This is a genomic window from Bacillus pseudomycoides DSM 12442, assembly GCF_000161455.1.
In the GTDB taxonomy this organism is placed as follows: Bacteria; Bacillota; Bacilli; order Bacillales; family Bacillaceae_G; genus Bacillus_A; species Bacillus_A pseudomycoides.
The window spans coordinates 14,975-41,821 of sequence record NZ_CM000745.1; the positions used below are offsets into that span (position 1 = coordinate 14,975).

General features: G+C 35.8%; 28 protein-coding genes. 27 read left to right on the top strand and 1 reads right to left on the bottom strand.

Features of this window, described 5'->3' with window-relative positions:
* Positions 1 to 233 precede the first annotated feature (233 nt).
* The 9 genes from BPMYX0001_RS29975 to rsmI all read left to right on the top strand — a co-directional run bounded on the left by BPMYX0001_RS29975 (position 234) and on the right by rsmI (position 6,748).
* Positions 234 to 413, top strand: a complete 180-nt coding sequence (locus BPMYX0001_RS29975) for a sigma factor G inhibitor Gin (RefSeq protein ID WP_016116889.1) — start codon at positions 234 to 236, stop codon at positions 411 to 413.
* Positions 414 to 495: 82 nt separating this feature from the next.
* A complete protein-coding gene (locus BPMYX0001_RS00090) occupies positions 496 to 1,914 on the top strand; it encodes an aminotransferase class I/II-fold pyridoxal phosphate-dependent enzyme (protein ID WP_033795805.1) in 1,419 nt (472 codons plus the stop codon).
* 8 nt (positions 1,915 to 1,922) lie between these two features.
* Positions 1,923 to 2,549 carry a dTMP kinase gene (tmk, locus tag BPMYX0001_RS00095; protein WP_003194196.1) on the top strand — a complete coding sequence of 209 codons (627 nt, stop codon included), beginning with the start codon at positions 1,923 to 1,925 and terminating at the stop codon, positions 2,547 to 2,549.
* A 35-nt stretch (positions 2,550 to 2,584) separates the two neighbouring features.
* Complete coding sequence (holB, locus tag BPMYX0001_RS00100) at positions 2,585 to 3,568, top strand: DNA polymerase III subunit delta' (RefSeq protein WP_018783058.1); 984 nt, start codon at positions 2,585 to 2,587, stop codon at positions 3,566 to 3,568.
* Positions 3,569 to 3,573: 5 nt separating this feature from the next.
* Positions 3,574 to 4,401 (top strand): PSP1 domain-containing protein, encoded by an 828-nt coding sequence (locus BPMYX0001_RS00105; protein WP_003194202.1) that lies wholly within the window; start codon positions 3,574 to 3,576, stop codon positions 4,399 to 4,401.
* 14 nt (positions 4,402 to 4,415) lie between these two features.
* Positions 4,416 to 4,766 carry a DNA replication initiation control protein YabA gene (gene yabA, locus BPMYX0001_RS00110; protein ID WP_016116893.1) on the top strand — a complete coding sequence of 117 codons (351 nt, stop codon included), beginning with the start codon at positions 4,416 to 4,418 and terminating at the stop codon, positions 4,764 to 4,766.
* Between the two features lie 120 nt (positions 4,767 to 4,886).
* Positions 4,887 to 5,627 (top strand): tRNA1(Val) (adenine(37)-N6)-methyltransferase, encoded by a 741-nt coding sequence (locus BPMYX0001_RS00115; RefSeq protein ID WP_006093070.1) that lies wholly within the window; start codon positions 4,887 to 4,889, stop codon positions 5,625 to 5,627.
* Entirely contained in the window at positions 5,614 to 5,904 is a 291-nt protein-coding gene (locus tag BPMYX0001_RS00120) for a GIY-YIG nuclease family protein (RefSeq protein ID WP_033795807.1), read from the top strand. Before BPMYX0001_RS00115 ends, BPMYX0001_RS00120 begins: the two co-directional genes overlap by 14 nt.
* Entirely contained in the window at positions 5,873 to 6,748 is an 876-nt protein-coding gene (gene rsmI, locus BPMYX0001_RS00125) for a 16S rRNA (cytidine(1402)-2'-O)-methyltransferase (protein WP_003194207.1), read from the top strand. Before BPMYX0001_RS00120 ends, rsmI begins: the two co-directional genes overlap by 32 nt.
* Before the next feature lie 20 nt (positions 6,749 to 6,768).
* Here rsmI and BPMYX0001_RS00130 read toward each other — a convergent pair whose 3' ends face one another.
* Positions 6,769 to 7,053, bottom strand: a complete 285-nt coding sequence (locus BPMYX0001_RS00130) for an AbrB/MazE/SpoVT family DNA-binding domain-containing protein (RefSeq protein ID WP_003194210.1) — start codon at positions 7,051 to 7,053, stop codon at positions 6,769 to 6,771.
* A 363-nt stretch (positions 7,054 to 7,416) separates the two neighbouring features.
* Between BPMYX0001_RS00130 and metG the strand changes: the two genes are divergently transcribed.
* The 18 genes from metG (at position 7,417) to BPMYX0001_RS00220 (ending at position 26,841) form a co-directional block, all read left to right on the top strand.
* Positions 7,417 to 9,399 (top strand): methionine--tRNA ligase, encoded by a 1,983-nt coding sequence (metG, locus tag BPMYX0001_RS00135; RefSeq protein WP_006093071.1) that lies wholly within the window; start codon positions 7,417 to 7,419, stop codon positions 9,397 to 9,399.
* A 177-nt stretch (positions 9,400 to 9,576) separates the two neighbouring features.
* On the top strand, positions 9,577 to 10,344 hold the full coding sequence (locus BPMYX0001_RS00140) for a TatD family hydrolase (protein WP_003194214.1): 768 nt from the start codon (positions 9,577 to 9,579) through the stop codon (positions 10,342 to 10,344).
* Positions 10,345 to 10,624: 280 nt separating this feature from the next.
* Positions 10,625 to 11,182, top strand: coding sequence for a ribonuclease M5 (gene rnmV / locus BPMYX0001_RS00145; RefSeq protein ID WP_018767333.1), 558 nt, complete (start codon positions 10,625 to 10,627; stop codon positions 11,180 to 11,182).
* Positions 11,179 to 12,060, top strand: coding sequence for a 16S rRNA (adenine(1518)-N(6)/adenine(1519)-N(6))-dimethyltransferase RsmA (gene rsmA / locus BPMYX0001_RS00150; RefSeq protein ID WP_016116901.1), 882 nt, complete (start codon positions 11,179 to 11,181; stop codon positions 12,058 to 12,060). Before rnmV ends, rsmA begins: the two co-directional genes overlap by 4 nt.
* A gap of 239 nt (positions 12,061 to 12,299) precedes the next feature.
* Entirely contained in the window at positions 12,300 to 13,163 is an 864-nt protein-coding gene (gene yabG / locus BPMYX0001_RS00155) for a sporulation peptidase YabG (RefSeq protein ID WP_003205440.1), read from the top strand.
* Positions 13,164 to 13,440: 277 nt separating this feature from the next.
* Entirely contained in the window at positions 13,441 to 13,704 is a 264-nt protein-coding gene (gene veg / locus BPMYX0001_RS00160) for a biofilm formation stimulator Veg (RefSeq protein ID WP_018767332.1), read from the top strand.
* A gap of 90 nt (positions 13,705 to 13,794) precedes the next feature.
* Positions 13,795 to 13,974 (top strand): acid-soluble spore protein SspF, encoded by a 180-nt coding sequence (sspF, locus tag BPMYX0001_RS00165; RefSeq protein WP_016116903.1) that lies wholly within the window; start codon positions 13,795 to 13,797, stop codon positions 13,972 to 13,974.
* Between the two features lie 196 nt (positions 13,975 to 14,170).
* Positions 14,171 to 15,040, top strand: a complete 870-nt coding sequence (gene ispE / locus BPMYX0001_RS00170; RefSeq protein ID WP_018767331.1) for a 4-(cytidine 5'-diphospho)-2-C-methyl-D-erythritol kinase — start codon at positions 14,171 to 14,173, stop codon at positions 15,038 to 15,040.
* A gap of 54 nt (positions 15,041 to 15,094) precedes the next feature.
* Complete coding sequence (purR, locus tag BPMYX0001_RS00175) at positions 15,095 to 15,943, top strand: pur operon repressor (protein ID WP_033798548.1); 849 nt, start codon at positions 15,095 to 15,097, stop codon at positions 15,941 to 15,943.
* Positions 15,944 to 16,147: 204 nt separating this feature from the next.
* Complete coding sequence (locus BPMYX0001_RS00180) at positions 16,148 to 16,522, top strand: RidA family protein (protein WP_006093074.1); 375 nt, start codon at positions 16,148 to 16,150, stop codon at positions 16,520 to 16,522.
* A 152-nt stretch (positions 16,523 to 16,674) separates the two neighbouring features.
* On the top strand, positions 16,675 to 16,968 hold the full coding sequence (gene spoVG, locus BPMYX0001_RS00185) for a septation regulator SpoVG (RefSeq protein WP_002174553.1): 294 nt from the start codon (positions 16,675 to 16,677) through the stop codon (positions 16,966 to 16,968).
* Positions 16,969 to 17,478: 510 nt separating this feature from the next.
* The gene (glmU, locus tag BPMYX0001_RS00190) at positions 17,479 to 18,858 is read left to right on the top strand and encodes a bifunctional UDP-N-acetylglucosamine diphosphorylase/glucosamine-1-phosphate N-acetyltransferase GlmU (protein ID WP_018767328.1); all 1,380 of its coding nucleotides are present in this window, start codon (positions 17,479 to 17,481) and stop codon (positions 18,856 to 18,858) included.
* An 18-nt stretch (positions 18,859 to 18,876) separates the two neighbouring features.
* Positions 18,877 to 19,830: a ribose-phosphate diphosphokinase gene (locus tag BPMYX0001_RS00195; RefSeq protein ID WP_000107420.1), complete on the top strand. Its 954-nt coding sequence runs from the start codon at positions 18,877 to 18,879 to the stop codon at positions 19,828 to 19,830.
* 72 nt (positions 19,831 to 19,902) lie between these two features.
* A complete protein-coding gene (gene pth / locus BPMYX0001_RS00200; protein WP_003194236.1) occupies positions 19,903 to 20,463 on the top strand; it encodes an aminoacyl-tRNA hydrolase in 561 nt (186 codons plus the stop codon).
* Between the two features lie 70 nt (positions 20,464 to 20,533).
* Positions 20,534 to 20,758 (top strand): anti-sigma-F factor Fin family protein, encoded by a 225-nt coding sequence (locus tag BPMYX0001_RS00205; protein WP_003194238.1) that lies wholly within the window; start codon positions 20,534 to 20,536, stop codon positions 20,756 to 20,758.
* Positions 20,759 to 20,864: 106 nt separating this feature from the next.
* Entirely contained in the window at positions 20,865 to 24,395 is a 3,531-nt protein-coding gene (gene mfd, locus BPMYX0001_RS00210; RefSeq protein ID WP_006093075.1) for a transcription-repair coupling factor, read from the top strand.
* Positions 24,396 to 24,530: 135 nt separating this feature from the next.
* Positions 24,531 to 25,067 carry a stage V sporulation protein T gene (gene spoVT / locus BPMYX0001_RS00215; protein WP_006093076.1) on the top strand — a complete coding sequence of 179 codons (537 nt, stop codon included), beginning with the start codon at positions 24,531 to 24,533 and terminating at the stop codon, positions 25,065 to 25,067.
* A 172-nt stretch (positions 25,068 to 25,239) separates the two neighbouring features.
* The gene (locus tag BPMYX0001_RS00220) at positions 25,240 to 26,841 is read left to right on the top strand and encodes a putative polysaccharide biosynthesis protein (RefSeq protein WP_006093077.1); all 1,602 of its coding nucleotides are present in this window, start codon (positions 25,240 to 25,242) and stop codon (positions 26,839 to 26,841) included.
* The last annotated feature ends 6 nt before the right edge of the window (positions 26,842 to 26,847 follow it).

The window sequence follows — 26,847 nt, forward strand, 5'->3', positions numbered from 1 at the left end:
ATTATATTTTCAGGTGAAAATATAATAAAAGTACTGTGGAAGAAAGTTTAATTTCATCATGTGTGTGACAAACACACTGCCCAAATAGGATTCATATCATACATATATAACGAAACGATGTATATTTTTCGGAAAAGTGTCAAGGAATAGAAGTAAGTATATTTTAATTCAAAATAGAGGGGAGGAATATCCTACATCGTTTTCATTTAGAGAAAAATGATTAGGATAAAGATATGAAAATAAAACATGAGGTTTGCATTGTATGTGGGAATAGGAAAGATGATGGTATACATGTACACACAAGTTTTATATGTGATGCTTGTGAACGGGACATGGTAGAAACTGAAACGAATGATCCTAAATATATATACTATTTAGAACAACTGCGAAAGATCCAAATATCATATTCATAAATAGGCGCACATGCCTATTATTTTTTTTGTCCTAATATCTCTGTATAATAGATAGAGAATGAAAAGTAAGGAAGAGATAAACATGAATCAAAATCGAATACCATTATATGAGACGTTACTCCAGTTTAAAAATAAAAAGCCTTTATCTTTACATGTTCCAGGACATAAAAATGGTTTGAATTTTCCGGAGCAGGCACAAGCAGGTTTTAGTGATGTGCTTTCTATTGATGTAACGGAATTAACAGGATTAGATGATTTGCATAGTCCGTTTGAATGTATAGATGAAGCACAGCAATTATTGGCTGATGTATATAATGTAAAAAAGAGTTATTTTTTAATTAATGGTTCTACAGTTGGAAATTTGGCAATGATTTTATCATGCTGCAAGGAGCATGATATTGTTCTTGTACAAAGAAATTGCCACAAGTCTATTATTAATGGCTTGAAGTTAGCTGGAGCGAATCCAGTATTTTTAGAGCCTTGGATTGATGAATTGTATGGCATACCAGTTGGAGTTGAGCATGAGGTCATTAAGGGAGCTATTGAACGATATCCAGAAGCAAAGGCATTGATTTTAACACATCCCAATTATTATGGTATGGGAGTTGACCTAAAGAAAAGTATTATGTGCGCACACGCACATAAAATTCCTGTTTTAGTAGATGAGGCACATGGAGCTCATTTTTGTATAGGAGAGCCATTTCCTAAGTCAGCATTAGAATACGGTGCTGATATAGTTGTACACTCAGCGCATAAAACATTACCCGCTATGACTATGGGGTCTTATTTACATATCAATAGTAATTTAGTGCATGAAGAAAAAGTTTCTTCTTATTTAAATATGTTACAATCTAGCAGTCCGTCTTATCCGATTATGGCTTCATTAGATGTGGCTCGCTTTACATTAGCAAATATGAAGGAGAAGGGCTGTCATAAAATCGTGGAGTTTGTGAGGCGATTTAGGGAGGAATTGCAGGGTATTCCACAAATTGCTGTTTTACAGTATCCTTTGCAGGATGAGTTAAAAGTTACGGTACAAACACGCTGTGAGCTGTCTGGATATGAATTACAATCTATATTTGAAAAGATAGGTATATACGCAGAAATGGCAGATCCATATAATGTTCTATTTATTTTACCATTACAAGTGAATGAGCAGTATATGAAGGCCATAGAAGTAATACGGTCAGCATTACGTAATTATACGGTAACAGACAAGATACCATCTATTCGGTATACTTACAGAGAGGGATTCTCTTCTTTACCATTTACTTATAAGCAATTAGGAAAGTATAAGAAAAAAATTGTACCTTTACAAGAAGCTGCGGGGATGATTGCAGCGGATATGGTTATTCCGTATCCACCGGGTATTCCATTACTGATGTATGGAGAAGAAATTACGACAGAACACATCGAACAAATTTCTTATTTAGAAGAAACGGGTGCTCGTTTTCAAGGGAATGTAAAATATATGAATGTGTATGATATAGGAAGAAAGTAGGTTTTAGGATGAAGGGATTATTTGTAACAATTGAAGGACCAGAGGGTTCAGGTAAATCGACATTAATTACAAAGTTATTACCGTACTTTGAAAAGAAAGAACAAAAAGTCATAGCAACGCGAGAACCAGGTGGTATAGCGATTTCAGAAGAGATCCGAGCAATCTTACATAACCAAGAGTATACGATGATGGAAGCACGTACGGAGGCATTATTATATGCTGCAGCACGCAGACAACATTTAGTAGAAAAAGTTATGCCAGCTTTGGAGAAAAACTATCTTGTGTTATGTGATCGCTTTATTGACAGCTCTCTTGCTTATCAAGGTTATGCAAGAGGTCTAGGGATTGATAAGGTATTTGAAATTAATCGGTTTGCGACTGAAGATTGTATGCCTAATTTGACAATCTATCTAGATATTGAACCTGAAGCAGGCTTAGCTCGCATCGAAAAGGATGCTAATCGTGAAGTGAATCGTTTAGATATGGAAAGTATTGAATTCCATAAGTGTGTACGTGATGGTTATTTACAGGTTGTAGATCGCTTCTTAGATCGCATAGTCGTTGTGAACGCAGATCAGCCAATAGAAAAGATTGTGGAAGAAGTTATTCAGCTTATAGAAGATAAATTGTTATAATAGAAGGAAAGTATAAAACAAGTGAGGTATGCATTATGACGAGGACGTGGGAGCAGCTTTCTGCTATACAGCCCATTGGTGTAAAGATGTTGATGAATAGTATTGCAAAAGGGCGTATATCCCACGCTTATTTGTTAGAAGGTGCAAAAGGAACTGGAAAATATGAAACGGCAATTCAAATGGCAAAGAGTTTTCTTTGTAAACAAAGAAACGGTGTGGAGCCGTGTCATACATGTACGAATTGCCGCCGGATTGATTCGGGTAACCATCCTAATTTACATATTGTAAGGCCAGATGGGTTATCTATTAAAAAACAACAAATTCATGATTTACAGGAAGAGTTTTCAAAAACGGGTTTAGAGGCAAATAAAAAGGTATATATTATTGAGCATGCAGATCGAATGACAGCAAATGCTGCTAATACCTTATTAAAATTTTTAGAAGAACCAAGCAGCAATACAACAGCTATTTTACTTACTGAACAAAGTCATCAAATTTTAAATACTATTTTATCTCGTTGCCAAGTTGTGACATTTAGACCTTTGTCTACAGAATCTTTAATTGAGAGACTGCAGGGGGATGGAATTGCAGTTTCTTTATCTACCCTTGCTGCACAGCTTACGAATAGTTTTGAGGAAGCGTTATTACTGTGTAATGATGAATGGTTTGCACAAGCACGAGCTTTAGTGATAAAATTATGTGAAGCGCTCGAAAAAGATACAACCTCTCTTTTTTTTGTACAAGAAAAGTGGGGGAAACACTTTGGAGAGAAGGAACAATTACAACAAGGTTTAGATATTTTACTCCTTATTTATAGGGATTTATTATATGTTCAATTAGGAGAGGAAGATCGTCTTGTCTTTCAAGATCAAAAGGAGATGTTTCATTCTTTCTCTTACGCTCAGAAGCGCATTGTATCAGCTCTTTTTAATATATTAGAAGCAAAAAATAGAATCAACGCTAATGTAAATGCGCAGCTTGTGTTCGAACAGTTAGTGTTGCGGTTGCAGGAGGGATGACCGTTTTGTATGATGTAGTAGGTGTTCGCTTTAAGAAGGCCGGAAAAGTGTATTACTTTGACCCGAATCAATTCGATATCTCGGAAAATGAATTTGTGATCGTGGAAACTGTACGAGGTATTGAATATGGGAAAGTAGTTATTACAAAAAAGCAAGTTGATGAAAATGATGTGGTACTACCGCTAAAGAAAGTCATTCGCATTGCAAATGAAAATGATCGGACAATTGTTGAAGAGAACAAACATGCTGCAAAAGAAGCATATCAAGTTTGTCAACAAAAGGTAGGGGAACATAAACTTGATATGAAGCTTGTAGACGTAGAATATACGTTTGATCGTAATAAGATTATTTTCTATTTTACAGCGGATGGTCGTATTGACTTTCGTGAACTTGTAAAAGACTTAGCTGCAATTTTTCGGACAAGAATTGAGCTAAGACAAATTGGTGTTCGCGATGAAGCAAAAATGCTTGGTGGTATTGGTCCATGCGGCCGTATGCTTTGTTGTTCTACATTTTTAGGTGATTTTGAACCTGTATCCATTAAAATGGCAAAGGATCAAAATTTATCATTAAATCCTGCGAAAATTTCTGGCTTATGTGGCCGATTAATGTGTTGCTTAAAATATGAGAATGACGAGTATGAAGCGGCAAAAGAGCAACTTCCTGATTTAGATCAACGTATACAAACACCGCATGGTCTTGGACGCGTTATCGGATTAAATATTTTAGAAAGATTAATTCAAGTGGAATTAGTAGACAAGGAACGGATAGTAGAATATACGTTAGATGAATTAATTAATGAAGGGGTCGTTTCGAGTCAAACCACAGATTAATGAGGTGGGTGCTTGTGGAGAAAAAGGATATTTTTGCAGCGGTTTCCAGTATGGAAGAGCAAATTGGACATTTATATAAGCAGTTGGGAGAATTAAAGCAACATCTTGCAGAGTTACTTGAAGAAAACCAACATATTAAAATGGAAAATGAAAATTTGCGACGTCGTTTTGAAGAAATACAGAATAAGGAAAAACAAAAAACTCAAAAACGAAAAGAAATGAAGCCTAAAACGGATATTGGTGAAGGCTACGATAACCTAGCACGCCTATATCAAGAAGGTTTCCATATCTGTAATTTACATTATGGAAGTGTACGTAAAGAAGGGGATTGTTTATTCTGTCTGTCATTTTTAAATAAAAAATGAAATTACCTTTCCAATATATTGGAAAGGTAATTTTTTATACATGAGAGTAAAGATAAGATGAAATAGGTCTTAGTTTTACGTTCAAATAGGGTAGGTTAAGTATAAGAAAGGAAATCGTATATGCACTTATATGAAGATGAACGTTTAGATTATTTACTAGCGGAAGAAATGAAAATTATTCAAAGTCCATCTGTGTTTAATTTTTCTTTAGACGCAGTGTTACTTGCGAATTTTGCATGGGTTCCGATTCAAAAGGGAAATTTGCTTGATTTATGTACAGGAAATGCTGTTATTCCGCTTTTGTTAAGCACGAGAACGAAAGGGAATATTACAGGGGTAGAAATTCAAGAACGCTTGTATGATATGGGAGTAAGAAGCATCCAGTATAACAAGTTAGAAGAAAGAATCCAGTTAATTCATGGAGACTTAAAGGATATGCCAGAGCAGCTTGGGCGTCATCAATACGATGTTGTAACATGTAATCCGCCGTATTTTCAAACGCCAAAGGCATCTGAGAAAAACATTAACGAGCATTTAGCTATAGCTCGTCATGAAATTATGTGTACATTAGAGGATGTCGTATATGCTAGTAGTCAGCTTGTAAAGCAAGGTGGTAAGGTAGCATTTGTTCATCGTCCAGGTCGATTACTTGATATTGTAACACTAATGAGAAAGTATAAGATTGAACCAAAACGTGTGCAGTTTGTATATCCAAAGGCGGGTAAAGAAGCAAATACGCTACTAATAGAAGGAATTAAAGATGGAAATGCAGATTTGAAAATTTTGCCACCCCTTTTTGTATATGAGGAAAATAATGAGTATACAAAGGAGCTTCGTTCAATCTTATATGGAGAAGAATAAACATTATTTTTATGTAGTAGAATGTTCAGATAGGAGTTATTATGCAGGGTATACAAATAATTTAGAGAAACGAATTCAAACTCATAATAGTGGGAAGGGAGCACGTTATACTCGTGCTAGGCTTCCTGTTGTTTTAAAATACGTAGAGGTTCATGGAGATAAAACGACAGCGATGCAAGCTGAATATCATTTTAAACAGTTAAAGCGAAAAGAAAAAGAAGAATATATGCAAAAAGGAGAACGCTATGTGGCAGCAAAAAAGTTTTCAAGCAAATGAAAAGGGAGCCTTATATTTAGTTCCAACGCCGATTGGTAATTTAGAAGATATGACGTTTCGTTCGATTCGGATATTGAAAGAGGCTGATATCATTGCTGCTGAAGATACGCGGCAGACGAAAAAGCTTTGTAACTATTTTGAAATTGAAACACCAGTTATGAGTTATCATGAGCATAATAAGGAAGTAAGTGGACAGAAAATTTTAGATAAGCTAGAAGATGGAAAAACAGTAGCTCTTGTAAGTGATGCAGGTATGCCTTGTATTTCTGATCCAGGCTACGACATTGTTGTAGAAGCTGTAGAGAAACAATATCATGTTATTCCACTTCCAGGGGCAAATGCTGCTCTTACAGCGCTAATTGCATCAGGGTTAGAAACGAGACATTTTTATTTTTACGGATTTTTGCACAGAAATAAAAAAGAACGTAAGGCGGAATTAGAAAAGCTTCGTTATGTTCCAACTACGATGATGTTCTATGAAGCGCCGCATCGGTTAGATGATACATTAATTTCTATGAAAGAAGTACTTGGAAATAGAGAAATTGTATTGTGCCGAGAACTAACGAAAAAATTTGAAGAATTTATTCGTGGTTCGGTAGAAGAAGCGATTGAATGGACAAAGCAAAATGAGGTTCGTGGTGAATTTTGTATATTAGTATCCGGGTCAAAGGAGGAAGCTGCTCCAGAGGAACAGTGGTGGGAAGCTATATCAGTATACGATCATATCGAACATTACATAAACGAGCAAGGAATGTCTTCAAAGGATGCAATTAAAAAGGCGGCCAAAGATCGAGATTTGTCGAAACGAGACGTCTATCAAATCTATCATGTTGATAAAAAATAAGCTTCTCATAATTGAGAAGCTTATTTTACTGCTTGAATATATTGTTGAAGTTCGTTTAAGATCTGTTCAGCGCCTTCTTTGCTTAAGATAATTTTACCTTCAGCTAAAGAAAGGTTACCATCAGACACTTCACCAGTTACTTGGCAAGTCATGTTAGGCTTATATTTTTTTAGGATGATTTTTTCGTCATCAACGTAAATTTCAAGAGCATCCTTTTCAGCAATACCTAATGTACGACGTAATTCAATCGGAATTACAACACGGCCTAATTCATCAACTTTACGAACGATACCAGTAGATTTCATATTCGTTATCCTCCTCATATTCTGTAAGTTTGCGAGTCTATATTTTAATTCGTCATTTTTCGACAAAATACCCTATGAACATATGATACCAATCATTTACATTTCCGTCAATTCATAAATTTTATATTTTATGAAAGAATTGTAGATTTTTATACTTCTTATATATAATAGAAAATGAAAGAATTACACAAGTATTTTACTGTATTTTTAAATTTTATCAATATTTCAGATAAATTACTGTATATTTTTTTTGAATATGAGTAATAGATGATAAAGATAATCGAGCATTAATTCGTTTTTATGCGTCAGTTTTTGATATACTGTTTATAAATACATATGAGGTCATTTGGGAGGTTCAAAACAATGACAGAGGAAAATAAGACCTTTTATATCACTACTCCAATTTATTATCCAAGCGGAAAGCTTCATATTGGACATGCTTATACAACGGTAGCAGGAGATGCAATGGCACGCTACAAGCGCATGCAAGGATATGATGTTCATTATTTAACAGGTACTGATGAGCATGGACAAAAGATTCAAAAGAAAGCAGAAGAACTACAAGTTACACCACAAGCATATGTTGATAACATTGTAGCAGGAATTAAAGAATTGTGGGAGAAAATGGACATTTCTTACGATGACTTTATTCGGACAACCGAAGATCGTCATAAAGAAGTTGTTGAAAAGATTTTTAAACAACTTGTTGATCAAGGTGATATTTATCTTGATGAATATGAAGGATGGTATTCTGTACAGGATGAAACATTCTACACAGAACATCAACTTGTTGATCCGATTATGGAAGGCGATAAAGTAGTCGGAGGAAAAAGTCCAGATAGTGGCCATGCTGTAGAACTTGTTCGCGAAGAATCTTACTTCTTTAGAATGGGTAAATATGTAGATCGACTACTACAATTTTATGAAGAAAATCCACACTTCATTCAACCTGAATCTCGTAAAAATGAAATGATTAATAACTTCATTAAACCAGGTCTAGAAGATTTAGCAGTTTCTCGTACTTCTTTTGACTGGGGAATTCGTGTGCCAGGTAACCCCAAACACGTTATTTACGTATGGGTAGATGCATTATCTAATTACATTACAGCACTAGGATATGGAACAGATAATGAAGAGAAATATAAAAAGTATTGGCCAGCAGATGTTCACTTAGTAGGAAAAGAAATTGTTCGTTTCCATACAATTTATTGGCCGATTATTTTAATGGCACTAGATTTACCACTGCCGAAAAAGGTATTTGCTCATGGTTGGATCTTAATGAAAGACGGAAAAATGAGTAAATCAAAAGGTAATGTAGTTGATCCAGTTACGTTAATTGATCGTTATGGATTGGATGCACTGCGTTACTATTTACTTCGTGAGGTTCCATTTGGATCAGACGGTGTATTTACGCCAGAAGGTTTTGTTGAGCGAATTAATTTTGACCTTGCAAATGACTTAGGAAACTTATTAAATCGTACAGTAGCGATGATTGATAAGTACTTTAATGGAGAAATTCCTGCTTTTAAAGAAAATGTAACTGAGTTTGATGAAACATTAGTAACGTTTGCACAGGGTACATTGAAAAAAATAGAAGAAGCAATGGAAAACATGGAGTTTTCAGTAGCATTGAGTTCTATTTGGCAACTGGTTAGCCGTACTAATAAATATATTGATGAAACACAACCTTGGGTATTAGCGAAAGATGAGAATGATCGTGATAAGCTTGCGTCCGTAATGGCACACCTTGCAGAAATGCTTCGCCAAATGGCTATTATGCTTATGCCATTCTTGACAGCAACACCAAGTAAAATCTTTACACAACTTGGCCTTACTGATGAAGCTTATCAATCTTGGGATAGCCTTTCTACGATTGGTTGTATTCCAGCTAGCACGAAGGTAGTCAAAGGACAACCAATTTTCCCACGTTTAGAGGTAGAAGTTGAAGTTGAATATATCAAAGAACAAATGAAAGGTTCTGCTCCTAAAGTAGAAGAGAAAAAGGAAGAGGAACCGAAGGCAGAAGAAATTACAATTGATGATTTCTTTAAAGTTGAATTGCGTGTGGCGGAAGTAATAGAAGCAGAGCCTGTAAAAAAAGCAGACAAACTGTTAAAGATTCAACTTGATTTAGGCACAGAAAAGCGACAAGTTGTTTCTGGAATTGCTAAATTTTACACACCAGAAGAATTAAAAGGGAAAAAAGTTATTTGTGTAACAAATTTAAAACCAGTGAAATTACGTGGTGAATTATCACAAGGTATGATTTTAGCAGGCGAAGAAAACGGAGTATTGTCTTTAGCAACAATTGATCAAAATTTATCAAATGGTACAAAAATCAAGTAATCTTGACAAAATAAGAGATGTTTCACGTGTAACATTCGTGGAGCATCTTTTTTTCTTGTTAGGAATCTTTTTAAAAATTCCTTTTTTGTATTAAGATTGTACTATTGTTATTACGTTTTTAGGGAAGAGATTTTTTACTATGATAGAATTTATTTCAAATAAAAGGAGTTATTTGTTATGTTGTTTGATACACATTCACATTTAAATGCAGAGCAATTTGAAGAAGATTTACAGGAAGTTATTGCAAGAATGAAAGAAGCTAGGGTTTCGTATACAGTTGTTGTTGGTTTTGATGAGGTAACAATAAAAAAAGCAATTGAGCTCGCAGAAACATATGACTTTATTTATGCAGCGGTTGGTTGGCATCCCGTTGATGCCATTGATATGACAGAAGGACATTTAGTTTGGTTAGAAGAGTTAGCTGCACACCCAAAAGTAGTTGCTCTTGGTGAAATGGGGTTGGACTATCATTGGGACAAGTCTCCGAAGGAAGTACAGAAAGAAGTATTTCGTAAACAAATTCAGTTAGCAAAGAAAGTGAAATTGCCTATTATTATACATAACCGTGATGCAACGCAAGATATTGTAGATATTCTAGAAGAAGAAAATGCAGCTGAAGTAGGCGGCATTATGCATTGCTTTAGTGGCAGTGTAGAGGTGGCAAAACAATGTATTGATATGAATTTTTTAATTTCATTGGGTGGGCCAGTAACTTTCAAAAATGCAAAGAAACCGAAAGAAGTTGCAATGGAAATTCCAATGGAAAAGCTGCTAATAGAAACAGATTGTCCATACTTAACGCCACATCCATTTCGTGGTAAACGAAATGAGCCAAGTTATGTGAAACTTGTTGCAGAAGAAATTGCTAACTTAAAAGGTATTTCATACGAAGAGGTCGCAAAGGTAACTACAGAAAATGCAAAAGCTTTATTTGGTGTTGAATAAGAAAGAATGGTGAATTCCATTCTTTTTCTTTTACCCTGCCACTATTGTTACCTCCCAATGAAGAGACGCCAACAATACCCAGAAGGCAATACAAGCTAGCTAACTAACGGATATATTTGTAGGGAAGAAAACAAGTGAGGTTAAAGTGTTACAATAAGAAGAGTAGGCAGAGGATTTTTTCTCCTCTGTTTTTTAAATTGTATCAGTGGGAAAATAATAATGGAAAAGTATTCGTTTTTTTGTTTTACTAAGTAGAGACGAAATCAGTGTGGAGGCAGTCATGAAAATTAAAGAGATTATCGTTGTAGAAGGTAAAGATGATACAGTTGCAATTAAGCGTGCTGTTGATGCAGATACAATTGAAACGAACGGTTCAGCAATCGGTGAACATGTCATTGAGCAAGTAAAATTGGCACAGCAAAAGCGAGGCGTTATTATTTTGACGGATCCTGATTACCCGGGAGAGCGTATTCGGAAAATTATTTCTGAGAAGGTTCCGGGTTGTAAGCATGCTTTCTTACCGAAAGAAGAGGCACTTGCCAAGAGAAAAAAAGGAGTCGGAATTGAACATGCTTCCAATGAATCCATTCGCCGTGCTTTAGAAAATGTTCACGAAGAAATGGAAGCCTATACGAGCGAAATTAGTTGGAGTGACTTAGTAGATGCTGGACTAGTAGGCGGAGAACAGGCAAAAAGTCGTAGAGAAAAAATGGGTAAACTATTAAAGATTGGTTATACAAATGCGAAGCAGCTACATAAACGTTTACAAATGTTTCAAGTTTCAAAAGAAGCATTTGCGGAAGCATATAAACAAGTATTACAGGAGGAAAAGAAATGAAGGATATCGCAACACCGAATCGTACGAAAGATATTGTTGAAAAGTACGGGTTTTCATTCAAAAAGAGTTTAGGTCAAAATTTCTTAATTGATACAAACGTATTAAATCGTATTGTGGATTATGCAGAAATCGGCCCAGAGAGCGGAGCAATTGAAATTGGTCCTGGTATTGGAGCGTTAACGGAGCAGTTAGCAAAACGTGCTAAGAAAGTAGTCGCTTTCGAAATCGATCAACGACTATTACCAATTCTAGATGAAACATTAGCTCCTTACAGCAACGTAACTGTAATTAATAAAGATATTTTAAAAGCAGATGTACATGAAGTATTCGGAGAGCAGTTCGAAAAAGGGCAAGACGTAATGGTAGTAGCAAATTTACCATACTACGTTACAACACCAATTTTGTTTAAATTGCTAGAAGAACAATTACCAGTTCGTGGGTTTGTTGTTATGATGCAAAAAGAAGTGGGAGATCGCTTAGCGGCTAAACCAGGAACGAAAGACTACGGTTCTCTATCTATTGCAATTCAATATTATACGGAGGTAGAAACAGTTATGACTGTTCCGCGCACCGTATTTGTCCCACAACCAAATGTAGATTCCGCAGTTATTCGTCTTTTAAAACGTCCAAAACCAATTGTTGAAGTGAAAGATGAGAAGTTTTTCTTCGAAGTAGTACGAGCAAGCTTTGCACAACGTCGTAAAACGTTGATGAATAACTTATCAAATAATCTAAATGGTTTCCCGAAAGATAAAGAGTTATTAGATCGTATTTTAACGGAAGTAGGCATTGATCCAAAGCGAAGAGGCGAAACATTATCAATCGAAGAATTTGCAGCACTGAGTAATGCATTAGTCTCTCATAAAGTGAAACTTTAATCCCCCACTGATTATTAGTTGAACCAATCGGGCTTTTATGGGCAGTTAATCCCCCACCTAACTTCTTTACTTTCGCTGAATTTTGAGGTGGGGATCTTACTGGTCGCAAATAGCGGGATAAACAATAAAAGGACAGCTCAATTCGAGCTGTCCTTTTTGTCACCCTTTTCACTCTAAATTCATACGTTAAAAACAGAACATGGTTAGTGAGATGGCCTAATGAATTTGGAGGTAGGATAATGGCTGTACATGTTGGAGATTTAGTGGAACGACAGTCTTATAACCGAGACATTCTTTTTCGCATTACAGAAATAAAAGGTGAAATTGCAATATTATTTGGAGAAGAAGTCAGACTTGTGGCAGATGCACCGCTTGAAGATTTAATTAGCATTGATCAGAGAGAGTATAAGAAAAGGGAAAAGCGTGAGAAGGAAACGATGGAGCGAACATATCGCCTGTTTCAACAAGACTATGTTTTGATGAAGCAACGTCACGAGCATAATTCTACAGGAGGATATACGAGTGAAGTCAATTATTTTCAAATGCCAGGTAGGGTTTTGCATATAGATGGAGACCCATTATATTTACGGAAATGTTTAGATTTATATACAAAGATAGGTGTTCCAGTTCAAGGGGTACATTGTAAAGAAACAGAAATGCATGAAAAGGTAGTTGATTTAATCGATCATTTTCGTCCAGACATTTTGGTCATTACAGGTCATGATGCATATACAAAATCTAAAGGAGTTATGGGAGACTTAGCAGCTTATCGTCATTCTCGGCACTTTGTACAGGCCGTTCGGGAAGTGCGAAAAAAATACCCTTCTTTAGATCAACTTGTTATTTTTGCAGGGGCATGTCAGTCCCATTTTGAAGCATTAATTCGAGCTGGTGCTAATTTTGCTAGTTCACCATCGCGTATTAATATTCATGCATTGGATCCAGTATATGTAGTGGGGAAGATTAGTTTTACTTCATTTATGGAACGCGTAAATGTATGGGATGTTGTTCGAAATACTATTACTGGGCAAAAAGGCCTTGGTGGTATTGAGACCCGAGGACTTTTACGAACAGGATTACCTTTTCAATATTATGAAGAGTAAGCAAGGTATATATGTACCTTGTTTTTCTTATGGGAAAAGTATCAGTTTGTTTGGTGAAAGATGTACCATAAACAAGGATTTGTAGGTGCTTGGATAAAAAAAGGTAAGAACGTACAGACTATACAATAATACTTTTACAATATAGTAATTCTTCTATCTATTCGAACGCATTAGGTTCTTGCGAAGATATTGCTTGTTATGTATAGGCAATGATTGGGATAGATATATCATGTATTTATGTATTCACTCTAAATTACAGCGAGGTGTAGCAAAGTATATGTCAAAACGTTTAGATGAAATTAAAAGTGAATTAGATCATCATCTTGGGAAGCGCCTTATGTTAAAGGCGAATAGTGGAAGAAGAAAAACAGTGGAACAATCAGGCGTACTAGCAGAAACTTATCGTTCTGTTTTTGTTGTACAGTTAGATCAACAAGAAGATACATTGCAGCGTGTTTCCTATAGCTATGCAGATGTTTTAACAGAAACGGTAGAATTAACGTTTTATGATGATCCTCAGAACGAGGTTATTTTAGGGTAATCGTCTAATTTGTTACATATATTCCCATAAATAAAAAAGACATTTTTTTGCATACTAATTATACCGTAGCAAAATAAGGAGGGACCTGCATTGAGTAGACGAAGAGGAGTCATGTCAAATCAGTTTAAAGAAGAGCTTGCAAAAGAGCTTGGATTTTATGATGTTGTTCAGAAAGAAGGATGGGGCGGAATTCGTGCGAAAGATGCTGGTAATATGGTGAAACGTGCTATTGAAATTGCACAGCAGCAATTAATGAAACAAAACCAGTAGTTGCAAAATAACTTCTATGCTACGGTAGCCGAGGAGAAATTCCTCGGCTTTTTGCACGCCAAAAGGTATCATCATTTTGCATAAGTAGTTTCATTCTGAATGCTTTTCGTTATAATTAGGGAAGTGTCATCGTCTTACTATAAATTTATGGTAAAATAAACGATAAAAGATTGAGTACATAGAGTGGGTGAATAGATTGAAGCTACTAGTGAAAGCACCAGCAAAGATTAATCTGTCGTTAGATGTACTAGGGAAAAGACAAGACGGTTATCATGAAGTGAAAATGATTATGACAACAATCGATTTAGCAGATCGTTTAGAGTTAACGGAGTTATCAGAAGACCGTATTGAAATTGTATCCCATAATCGGTATGTCCCAGACGACCAGCGTAATTTAGCTTATCAAGCAGCGAAATTATTAAAAGAGAAATTTAAGGTAAAACAAGGTGTATCTATTGCTATTGAAAAAACAATTCCAGTAGCAGCAGGATTAGCAGGTGGAAGCAGTGATGCGGCTGCTACATTACGTGGTCTTAATAAGCTATGGAATTTAGGTCTTACAATAGGTGAATTAGCGGAACTTGGAGCAGAAATTGGGTCTGACGTATCCTTTTGTGTATATGGCGGAACAGCGATTGCGACAGGAAGAGGAGAAAAGGTTGAGCATATAAAGACACCTCCTTCTTGTTGGGTTATTTTAGCGAAGCCTCATATCGGTGTATCTACTGCTGACGTATATGGAAATTTACAATTAAATCGTGTTACACATCCAGACGTAGATAAAATGGTTGAAGTTATCAATCAAGGTGACTATAAAGGAATATGCAATGCAGTTGGAAATGTATTAGAAGATGTGACATTTGCGATGCATCCTGAAGTTGCACGTATTAAAGCACAGATGAAGCGCTTTGGCGCAGATGCAGTTTTAATGAGTGGCAGTGGTCCAACTGTGTTTGGGCTTGTGCATCATGATTCGCGTATGCACCGTATTTATAACGGTTTAAAAGGATTTTGTGAACAAGTATACGCAGTCCGTCTATTAGGAGAGCGAGAAACGCTTGAATAAAGACGTATAATAAGTTATGATTTGTTTAGAATATTCGTGATTTGGGGTGAGAATGTGAAAATTAGACGGAGTACAAGACTAGTTGATATGACTTACTATTTATTGCAAAATCCTCGTCAGTTAGTTTCTCTCACTTTTTTTGCTGAACGGTATCAATCAGCTAAGTCTTCCATTAGTGAAGATTTAGTTATTATTAAGCAAACGTTTGAACAACACGGGGTCGGCACATTGCAAACGATACCAGGGGCAGCAGGAGGAGTGAAATATATTCCATATATAAGTGAAGAGGAAGCAAATCTGATCATTAATGAGCTTTGTGGCTTATTTGAGAATCCAGATCGTATTCTTCCAGGTGGATACTTATATATGACGGATCTTTTGAGTAATCCACGCTATATCAACGGGGCAGGTCGCCTATTTGCTTCTGTATTTGCGAGGCAGCCGATTGATGCGGTTATGACGGTAGCAACAAAAGGAATTCCGCTTGCATATGCGGTAGCGAATTATTTAGATGTACCTGTGGTAATTGCAAGAAAAGATAATAAGGTAACAGAAGGACCAACAGTTAGTATTAACTATGTATCAGGTTCATCTAAGCGTATTCAAACAATGACTTTAGCAAAACGTAGTCTTCCGGAAGGTGCCAATGTTTTAATCGTTGATGATTTTATGAAGGCTGGAGGAACAATTCAAGGCATGATTAGCATGCTAGAAGAGTTTAATGCTAATGTTGTTGGAATCGGCGTATTAGTAGAATCGACAGATATTGAAGAAAGACTTATTAATAACTTTGTTTCTTTAATCCGCTTATCAGAAGTAGATATTAAAGAGAAAACAATTCAAGTGGAAAAAGGGGATTATTCACTTGTGCCATTTGACGAAGGGCTTGTAGAAGCTGAATAAAAAGGTAAAGCAGAAGCTTTATCTTTTTTTGTAAATGAAAGTGCTAGTGGGCGTTAAGTCTTTTCTTGTATTGTGAAAGTCTTACCGCCCGCTAGCACAGGGCATCCTAATTATTTTAGATAGGATGAACTGAGTTTATATGGGAAGAAAATTTTCTAAGAGTTTTTATTTAAGGAAAATAAAATAATAAAAGGGTGAGAGAATATGAAAGTAGTTCAAACAAATCAAGCACCACAAGCGATTGGTCCATATTCACAAGGGATTATCGTAAATAACATGTTTTATAGCTCAGGACAAATGCCATTAACGGTAGGTGGAGAACTTGTAACAGGTGATGTGAAAATACAAACCGAACAAGTATTTCAAAATTTACAAGCTGTGTTAGAAGAGGCAGGAGCATCATTTGATACGGTTGTAAAAACAACTGTATTTTTAAAAGATATGGATGATTTTAATGATGTAAACGAAGTATATGAAACATATTTTTCTGCACATAAACCAGCTCGTTCTTGTGTACAAGTTGCAAAATTACCGAAAGATGTTTCCGTCGAAATTGAAGTTATTGCCCTTGTAAAATGAAAATTTGTAAGCGATAACGTCCATTAATTGTTATATTCCGTTAAAATAAAAATTTTTATCTTAAAAATTTTTAAAAAATTAAAGGGAAAATAGAAAATTTGTGGAATTTATACAAACATATCGCTTATTTAGAAAAGGGTGGTGAACACAAGATGGAAGTGACTGACGTAAGATTACGCCGCGTAAACACAGAAGGCCGTATGAGAGCGATTGCCTCTATTACATTAGACCATGAGTTTGTTGTTCATGATATTCGTGTAATTGATGGTAATAATGGATTATTTGTAGCAATGCCAAGTAAACGTACTCCAGATGGGGAGTTCCGTGATATTGCGCATCCAATTAATTCTAACACACGCTCAAAAATTCAAGATGCGGTTTTAGCTGAGTATCACCGTTTAGGCGAGTTAGAAGAAGTTGAGTTTGAAGAAGCAGGAGCTTCGTAAAATTCGAATAAAAAGGGCTCTAATAAAGGAGCTCTATAATTTTGTAACAAACTCCTGTAAACATTTACAGGGGTTTGTTTTTTAATTTGTAAATCCATTTTGATTTATTGGCACCTAAGTTCCGGCTATGAAAATAAAAGAAGATCTGAACTCGTTATCTCCTTTTGTCTTCCCTTGGCATGGAGGCAAAAAAGGCCCTGACCGCTTCTGTGCGAGGCCGGGCGCTCTCTCCCGCCTAAAAAGAACGGTTTTGTACTTATAAAGTATTTATTTTGAACAAAATTTTCCGCTAATTAAAGCCTCACTTTATTGTCCTCGTTATATGTAAACTTCTAATTTCTTTAAAATCATTCGAAATAGTATATCTTATTTCCTAAAAAAAGATATTAAAGAATAAAACATCTTATAAGAAGTATGGTAAAATTTAATAGTTATGCTGTGTTTCTTGAAATATATAATGATTTAGGATAATATCTTTAATGGATAAATAGGTTGCGATGGAGGGTCTATATGTCAAACAGATTTGCAGTGATTTTAGCTGCAGGTAAAGGCACACGTATGAAGTCCAAGCTATACAAAGTGCTTCATCCTGTATGCGGAAAACCAATGGTACAGCATGTAGTTGATCAAGTATCTCAATTAGGATTGCAGAAACTTGTAACGGTAGTTGGACATGGTGCTGAAAAAGTACAAGAACAACTAGGGAACGTAAGTGAGTTTGCATTGCAAGCAGAACAACTTGGTACAGCACATGCTGTTGATCAAGCTGCCGATGTACTTGCAAATGAAGAGGGAACAACTTTAGTTATTTGTGGTGATACACCCCTTATAACTGCAGGAACAATGGAAGCATTGTTAAAGCATCATGAAGAAGCAGGAGCGAAAGCGACGGTGTTAACAGCGTACATAGAAGAGCCTGCTGGATATGGACGCATTGTTCGTAATGAAAGTGGTCATGTTGAAAAAATCGTTGAGCATAAAGATGCAAATGAAGTAGAGCGAGCTATTAAAGAAATTAATACAGGTACGTATTGTTTTGATAATAAGGCACTATTTGCTTCACTTTCTAAAGTTTCAAACGATAATGTTCAAGGTGAATATTACCTTCCAGATGTTATTGAGATTTTGAAAAGTGAAGGTCATATTGTATCAGCTTATCAAACAGAACATTTCGATGAAACATTAGGTGTTAATGACAGAGTCGCTCTATCGCAAGCGGAAATTATTATGAAAAAGCGTATTAACCAAAAGAACATGGTAAATGGTGTTACAATTATTGATCCAAATAACACATACATTTCTGCTGATGCAATCATTGGTAGTGATACAGTTCTTTATCCGGGAACAGTTATTGAAGGCAAAACTGTAATTGGTTCTGATTGTGAAATTGGTCCACATACAGTAGTACGTGATAGTGAAATTGGAGATCGTACGACAATTCGTCAATCTACTGTACATGACAGTAAGATTGGTATGGAAGTTTCAGTCGGTCCATTTGCACATATCCGTCCAGATTCAGTTATTGGTGACGAAGTACGCGTTGGAAACTTCGTGGAAATCAAAAAGACTGTTTTTGGTAATAGAAGTAAAGCTTCACACTTAAGTTATATCGGGGATGCACAAGTTGGAGAAGACGTGAATCTTGGTTGTGGTTCAATTACGGTGAACTATGATGGCAAGAATAAATTTAAAACAGTTATTGGAAACGGCGTATTTATTGGTTGTAATTCAAACCTTGTTGCTCCTGTAACAGTTGAAGATGGTGCTTATGTTGCGGCAGGCTCTACAATTACAGAGAGTGTTCCATCAAAAGCATTATCAATTGCACGTGCACGTCAAGTTAACAAAGAAGACTATGTTGATCAATTGCTGAATAAGAAAAAATCATAATGTGGAGGGTTAATCTAGATGTCGACTCAATATCTAAATTCTAATTTGAAAGTATTCTCTTTAAACTCTAATAAGGAACTTGCTGAGCAAATTGCAAAGCATATTGGAGTAGGGTTAGGGAAATGTTCTGTTGACCGTTTTAGTGATGGAGAAGTTCAAATTAACATTGAAGAAAGTATTCGTGGTTGCGATGTATTCATTATTCAATCTACAAGCTTCCCAGTAAATGAACATATCATGGAATTACTTATTATGATTGATGCATTAAAACGTGCATCTGCAAAAACAATTAATATCGTTATTCCTTATTATGGTTATGCGCGTCAAGACCGTAAAGCGCGTTCTCGTGAACCAATTACATCGAAACTTGTAGCAAACTTACTTGAAACAGCAGGTGCAACTCGTGTAATCACTCTAGATTTACATGCTCCACAAATTCAAGGGTTCTTTGATATCCCAATCGACCACTTAATGGGTGTACCGATTCTTTCTGATTACTTTGAGACAAAAGGTCTTAAAGATATCGTAATCGTATCTCCTGACCACGGTGGTGTAACACGTGCAAGAAAAATGGCAGACCGCCTAAAAGCGCCAATTGCTATTATTGATAAACGTCGCCCACGTCCGAATGTGTCGGAAGTTATGAATATCATCGGTAACATTGAAGGTAAGACAGCAATCTTAATTGATGACATCATTGATACAGCTGGTACAATTACATTAGCAGCAAACGCTCTTGTTGAGAACGGTGCTTCTGAAGTATATGCTTGCTGTACACACCCAGTTTTATCTGGTCCAGCAATTGAGCGTATCCAAAACTCAAATATTAAAGAGTTAGTTGTAACAAACTCTATTGTATTACCGGAAGAGAAGAAAATTGATAAAGTACACGAGCTTTCTGTTGCTCCATTAATCGGAGAAGCGATCATTCGTGTTTATGAAGAAGAATCAGTGAGTGTATTATTCAATTAATTGGATAGAATGAGACGTAACCAAATTTGGTTACGTCTTTTCGTATCGTAAAAAGAAAGTAGTGGTACAAGAGTGAAATTAATAGTAGGACTTGGGAACCCGGGTAGAGAATATGAATTAACAAGGCATAATATCGGATTTATGGGAATTGATGAGCTTGCGAAACGATGGGGCATTTCTTTAAGTGAACAAAAGTTTAAAGGCATGTATGGTTCAGGTTTTGTTAATGGTGAAAAAGTAATTTTATTAAAGCCGCTTACGTATATGAATTTATCTGGAGAAAGCATTCGTCCACTTATGGATTACTATAAAATTGATGTAGAAGATTTTGTTGTCATGTATGACGATTTAGATATTCCAGTGGGTAAATTGCGTCTTCGTATGAAAGGTAGTGCAGGCGGTCATAACGGTGTGAAATCGACAATTTCTCATTTAGGAACGCAAGAGTTCCAACGTATTCGTATGGGGATTGATCGTCCAAAAAATGGCATGAAAGTTGTGGATTATGTATTGGGGCGTTTCACAGCAGAAGAGCTACCAGAGGTAAATCAATCTATTGAAAAAGCTGCGGACGCATGTGAAGAGTGGTTGAAGAAACCATTTCTTCAAATTATGAATACTTTTAACGGTTAATGTTCTAAATTGGAATATTTTATAATGTTTTTATCCATACTAGTAGTAATTGTACACTTAGGAGGATAGTATGGAAGGGCATTATTACTGTAGACATTGTGGTTGTAACGTAGGTTCCATTACCGCAGAAAAGGTATACAACAAAGTTTTATTTCAACTAACAGAGCAAGAACGATTGGATATGATTCATTTTCATGAAAATGGAAATATATATATAAAAACAATCTGTGAGTCGTGCCAAGAAACGCTCTCATCTTATCCGGAGTATTATGAGTATGAAAAATTTTTGCAATAAAATGTTGTCGCTTTGGCGTGTCCAAAGCATTTTTCTGTTTTCCTTTTCCAAAATATTTGCATAAAAATATATTAACTTGCTCTTTATGTTGAGAGGAGTTTTGAAAATGATAGGGTTATTAGAGCAATTTTATAAAAATAAAGAAATACAATCCATTATTAATGGACTAGAAGAAGGATTGAAAGAACAGCTTGTATCAGGTATGGCAACTTCTTCTCGTTCTTTATTAATGGCTGCTTTATATAAAAAAACAAAGCAGTCACAACTTGTTGTTACACACAACTTATTTCAAGCGCAAAAAGTATATGAGGATTTAGTATCACTACTTGGTGAGCAGGATGTATGGTTATATCCGGTTAATGAATTAATTGCGTCAGAAATAGGGGTTGCAAGCCCAGAACTAAAAGCGCAGCGTATTGAAGTATTAAATCGTTTAGCGATGGGCGAGCAGGGCATTATTGTTGTTCCAGTTGCTGGATTACGTAGATTTTTACCAATAAAAGAATTATGGAAGCAAAAGCAAATCGAAATTAGTCTAGGGCAAGAGATTGATTTAGATGTATTGCTTCATACATTGCATCATATTGGATATGAACGTAAGTCAATGGTAGAAGCACCTGGAGAATTTAGTTTGCGCGGGGGTATACTGGATATTTATCCGTTAACTGAAGAATTACCGTTTCGTATAGAGTTCTTTGATACGGAAGTAGATTCTATCCGCTCATTTGATGTAGAAGAACAACGCTCTCAAGATAAAAGAGAAAGCGTGAAATTCGGTCCTGCGACAGAATTTTTATTTTCAAAAGATGAACTGAAATTAGGGGTGGAGCGTCTTGAGGAAGGTTTAATGAAGACGATGCAGAAGCTCTCTGATGATAAAATCAAGACAGCAGTACTTGAAACAGTTAGTCACGAGATAGAAATATTGAAAAACGGACAGACTATAGAGCAAATGTTTAAATATTTATCTATTTTTTACAAAGAACATGCTAGTCTAATAGACTATTTACCTGAGAATGGTGTCGTTATCTTAGATGAAATTTCGCGTATTCAAGAAACGGCATCACATCTTGAGACAGAAGAAGCAGAATGGTATACATCGCTTCTAAGTGAAGGGGCAATTATTCAAGATTTGGTGTTCTCACACCAATTTGAAGAATTTCTACACCATAAAAAGAGAAGCTTTGTATATTTAACATTATTTTTACGCCATATTGCACATACGCACCCGCAAAATATTGTTAATGTAACGTGTAAAACAATGCAGGACTTTCATGGGCAAATGCAATTGTTAAAAACAGAAATTGATAGATGGACTGAAGGGGACTTCACGACTGTTGTATTAGGAACAGATGAAGAACGCGCAAAAAAATTACAATATATTTTAAGTGATTATGATATTGAAGCAGACATTATAGAATCTACAGATATATTGCTTCCTGGTCGCCTTCAAATTGCTGTAGGTGATTTACATGCAGGATTTGAAATGCCAATGCAAAAGCTTGTTGTGATTACAGAAAAAGAGCTGTTCCATAAAAAAGTAAAAAAATCACAACGTAAGCAAAAACTATCGAATGCAGAGCGTATTAAAAGTTATTCAGAGTTAAAAGTTGACGACTATGTTGTTCATGTAAATCATGGTATCGGTAAATTTTTAGGAATTGAAACGTTAGAAATTAATGGTGTCCATAAAGATTATTTGAACATTAAATATCAAGGTAACGATAAGTTATATGTGCCAATCGAACAAATTGATCAAGTACAAAAGTATGTAGGATCAGAAGGTAAGAATCCGAAAGTTTACAAACTAGGCGGAAACGATTGGAAAAAGGTCAAAACGAAGGTGGAAAAATCTGTACAAGATATTGCAGATGACTTAATTAAATTGTATGCAGAGCGTGAGGCTTCAAAGGGATATGCGTATACGCCGGACACTGCAGAGCAGCAGGAATTTGAATCATCTTTCCCGTACCAGGAGACAGAAGATCAGTTGCGTTCTATTGAAGAAATTAAGAAAGATATGGAACGTGGGCGTCCGATGGATCGACTTCTATGTGGTGATGTTGGATATGGTAAAACGGAAGTTGCAATTCGTGCAGCGTTTAAAGCAATTATGGATGAAAAGCAAGTTGCAATTTTAGTACCGACAACGATTCTTGCACAACAACACTATGAAACGATTCGAGAACGTTTTCAAGACTACCCAATTAATATTGGATTGTTAAGTAGATTCCGTACTAGAAAACAACAAAATGAAACAATTAAAGGTTTAAAAGATGGGACAGTCGATATTGTTATTGGAACACATCGCATTTTATCTAAAGATGTAACCTATAAAGATTTAGGCTTACTAATTATCGATGAAGAACAAAGATTTGGTGTTACGCATAAAGAAAAGATTAAACAATTGAAAGCGAATGTTGATGTATTAACATTAACGGCAACGCCAATTCCGCGTACGCTCCATATGTCTATGCTCGGTGTACGAGATTTATCTGTTATTGAGACGCCACCAGAAAATCGTTTCCCGGTACAAACATATGTGGTTGAGTATAATCCAGGGTTAATTCGAGAGGCGATAGAACGGGAACTTGCAAGGGGCGGTCAAATTTATTTCTTGTATAACCGTGTTGAAGATATTGAAAGAAAAGCAGATGAAATCTCCATGTTAGTCCCAGAGGCGCGTGTGACGTATGCACATGGGAAAATGAACGAGAGTGAACTAGAGTCTGTCATGCTATCATTTTTAGATGGGCAGCATGATGTTCTTGTAAGTACAACGATTATTGAAACAGGTGTTGATATTCCTAATGTAAATACATTAATTGTATTTGATGCCGATCGTATGGGATTATCACAGCTTTATCAGCTTCGTGGGCGCGTTGGTCGTTCAAACCGTGTTGCTTATGCATACTTTGCATATAAGCGTGATAAAGTGTTGTCAGAAGTCGCTGAGAAGCGTTTACAAGCAATTAAAGAATTCACAGAACTTGGATCAGGATTTAAAATTGCAATGCGAGATTTATCCATTCGTGGTGCTGGTAACTTGTTAGGAGCTGAGCAGCATGGATTCATCGATTCTGTTGGATTTGATCTATATTCTCAAATGTTAAAAGATGCGATTGAACAGCGTCAAGGAACACAAGGAATTGAAAATACGATTGATGTTGAAATTGATTTAGAAGTGGATGCTTACTTGCCAGACGCCTATATTTCAGATAGTAAACAAAAAATTATGATGTACAAACAATTTAGAGGTGTCTCTGCGATTGAAGATATTGAGGAATTACAAGAAGAAATGATTGATCGTTTTGGAGATTATCCGCAAGAAGTTGGATATTTATTACAAATTGCAAATATTAAAGTATTAGCAATGAAAGAACAGATTGAGCTAATTAAGCAAACAAAATTTGAAGTGACGTTTTTATTCTCAGAGCAATCAAGCCAAAATATTGATGGTGGAAAATTATTTATGCTTGGTAATAGTTTTGGTCGTATGATTGGTCTTGGTATGGAAGGTTCTCGTTTGAAAATTGTTATGAAAACGAATGGATTAGAGACATCAAAATGGTTAACAATCGCCGAAAATTTATTAAAAGGTTTGTCTGACGTGAAAAAAGAAGTAATAAATGCCTAAAACAAAATAAAAAATGCAATTCGACGTGCATAGAAGAACTAATGTGTAAAATACTATGTCTAACAGTTGGTGATTTTTACATGAACAGGTAAATTCACCACTTTCATCATCAGTAGAAAGTGAGGCAGCATTAGAATGAAAGCAACTGGAATTGTACGTCGAATTGATGATTTAGGTAGGGTAGTAATTCCGAAAGAAATTCGTAGAACCCTTCGTATCCGAGAAGGAGATCCGCTAGAAATTTTTGTGGATCGCGATGGAGAAGTGATTTTGAAAAAATATTCTCCAATTAGTGAATTAGGTGATTTTGCAAAAGAATATGCAGAAGCTTTATACGATAGTTTAGGACATAACGTACTCGTATGTGATCGCGATTCCATTATCGCCGTAGCGGGGGTATCTAAAAAAGAATACTTAAATAAAAGTGTTGGCGATTTAATCGAAAAAACGATGGAAGATCGAAAATCTGTTGTTATGACAGATGAAAGTGAAATTTCGATTATCGATGGTGTAACTGAAAAGGTTAGCTCTTATACAGTTGGCCCAATCGTTGCAAATGGAGATCCGATTGGAGCTGTTATCATCTTTTCAAAAGAAGCAATTATAAGTGAGGTAGAGCATAAGGCAGTAAATACTGCTGCAAGTTTTTTAGCAAAACAAATGGAACAGTAATTCTTCTTAATCATAATATTTCTTTATAAAAGGTTTTTTTCGGAAAGTAGGATTGTATTTCATTTAAAGGTAGCGTCTTGCTACCTTTTTTATTGTATAAATCTAAAAGGAATCCTGTTTTTTCTTTGTGATATAATACGAGGGATGAGAATAGGAAAAGGAGTTTTCTCGTATGGAAGCGAAGAAGTATCAAGCTTTTTGGCGCGGGGCTATTATATTAACGATTGCAAGTTTTGTTACGAAAGTATTAAGCGCTTTTTACCGTATTCCATATCAAAATATAGCGGGTGATGTTGGTTTTTATATTTATCAACAAATTTATCCGTTTTATGGATTTTGTTTAATTTTAGCTACTTATGGTTTTCCTATCATTATTTCTAAGATGGTAGCAGAGCGTTTAGAACAAGGAAAACAGGAAGAGGCAGAGGGAATTATTTGTGTTTCTTTTTGGTTTTTATTAGGAATCGGTTGTATAGGTTTCTTTACGTTGTTTTTAGGAGCTCACACGATTGCATCAGTCATGGGCGATGCAAATTTAGATAAACTGCTAAGAGTTATTTCATTTTCATTCTTGTTAATGCCCTTTTTATCTGTCGCACGAGGGCACTTTCAAGGGTTTAACAATATGATACCGACAGCTATATCACAAGTGATTGAACAAACGGTTCGTGTGTCAATTATTGTGTTCTTATCGTTGTTCCTCATCGCACATGAATTTGATTTATATACAGTTGGAGCAGGAGCGATGTTGGGGTCGATTGCAGGCGGGTTTATTGGTATACTCGTACTTTTATTTTATATGCGGCATAACTTTCGCTCTATTTTCTTACAAGGATGGAAGAGGATACACAATAAAAAGAAAATCATTCGAATCCTTTTTTGGCAAGGAATGGCTATTTGTGTTAGTAATTTAGTGTTAATTTTTATACAAATGGCAGATTCAGTTTCGTTTTACACATTGCTTATTCAGGCAGGAGAACCGGCGGAAATTGCAAAAGTATTAAAGGGTGTTTATGACAGAAGTATCCCGCTTATGCAGCTTGGTACAGTTGTGACGACTTCATTTTCACTTTCGCTTATTCCAATTATTACTTCAGCAAAAGAACGAGGAGATCGTCTGTTTATTCAACAAAAGGTGCAGTTAGCGATGAAGATAACTTTTGTGATTGGAGTTGCGGCAGCATTAGGATTAGCGTGTATTATTAAGCCGACAAATATTATGTTGTTTGAAAATAGTGAGGGCTCAGGTGTATTAGCTATTTTAGCTGTTTCTATTTTATTTAGTTCCTTATCCATTACAACGGCTTCTATTCTGCAAGGGCTTGGTCAAACTGTAAAGCCGGCATTGTTTGTTATATTTGGAGGGTGTCTAAAATTATTGCTCAATTATATGTTAATGCCGCAATTTGGTGTAACTGGGGCGGCAGTCGCAACGTTAATTTCGCTCATGGTTATCGCTTTGTTAAATAGTGCTTTCCTTATTCGAATTGTAGAAGAACCACTCATTCATAAACAAGGCATATTTGGAGTAACGATCAGCGGATTAGGAATGGTCGTTATATTAATGTTATTTATGCGTATTTATGAAGGGTTGGGACTAGCAAGTGATGAAGGGTATAGAGGGTTAGCTGTAATTGAAGCGTTGCTAGGCGTAGCGATTGGCGGATTGGTATATCTGTTTTTAATTACGAAGTTAAGTGTTTTTACAAAAAAAGAATTAGGGACTGTTATGAAGCAAGAGAAGGTACAAGCTTCATTGAAGAAGAGTGGATAGAGGTGA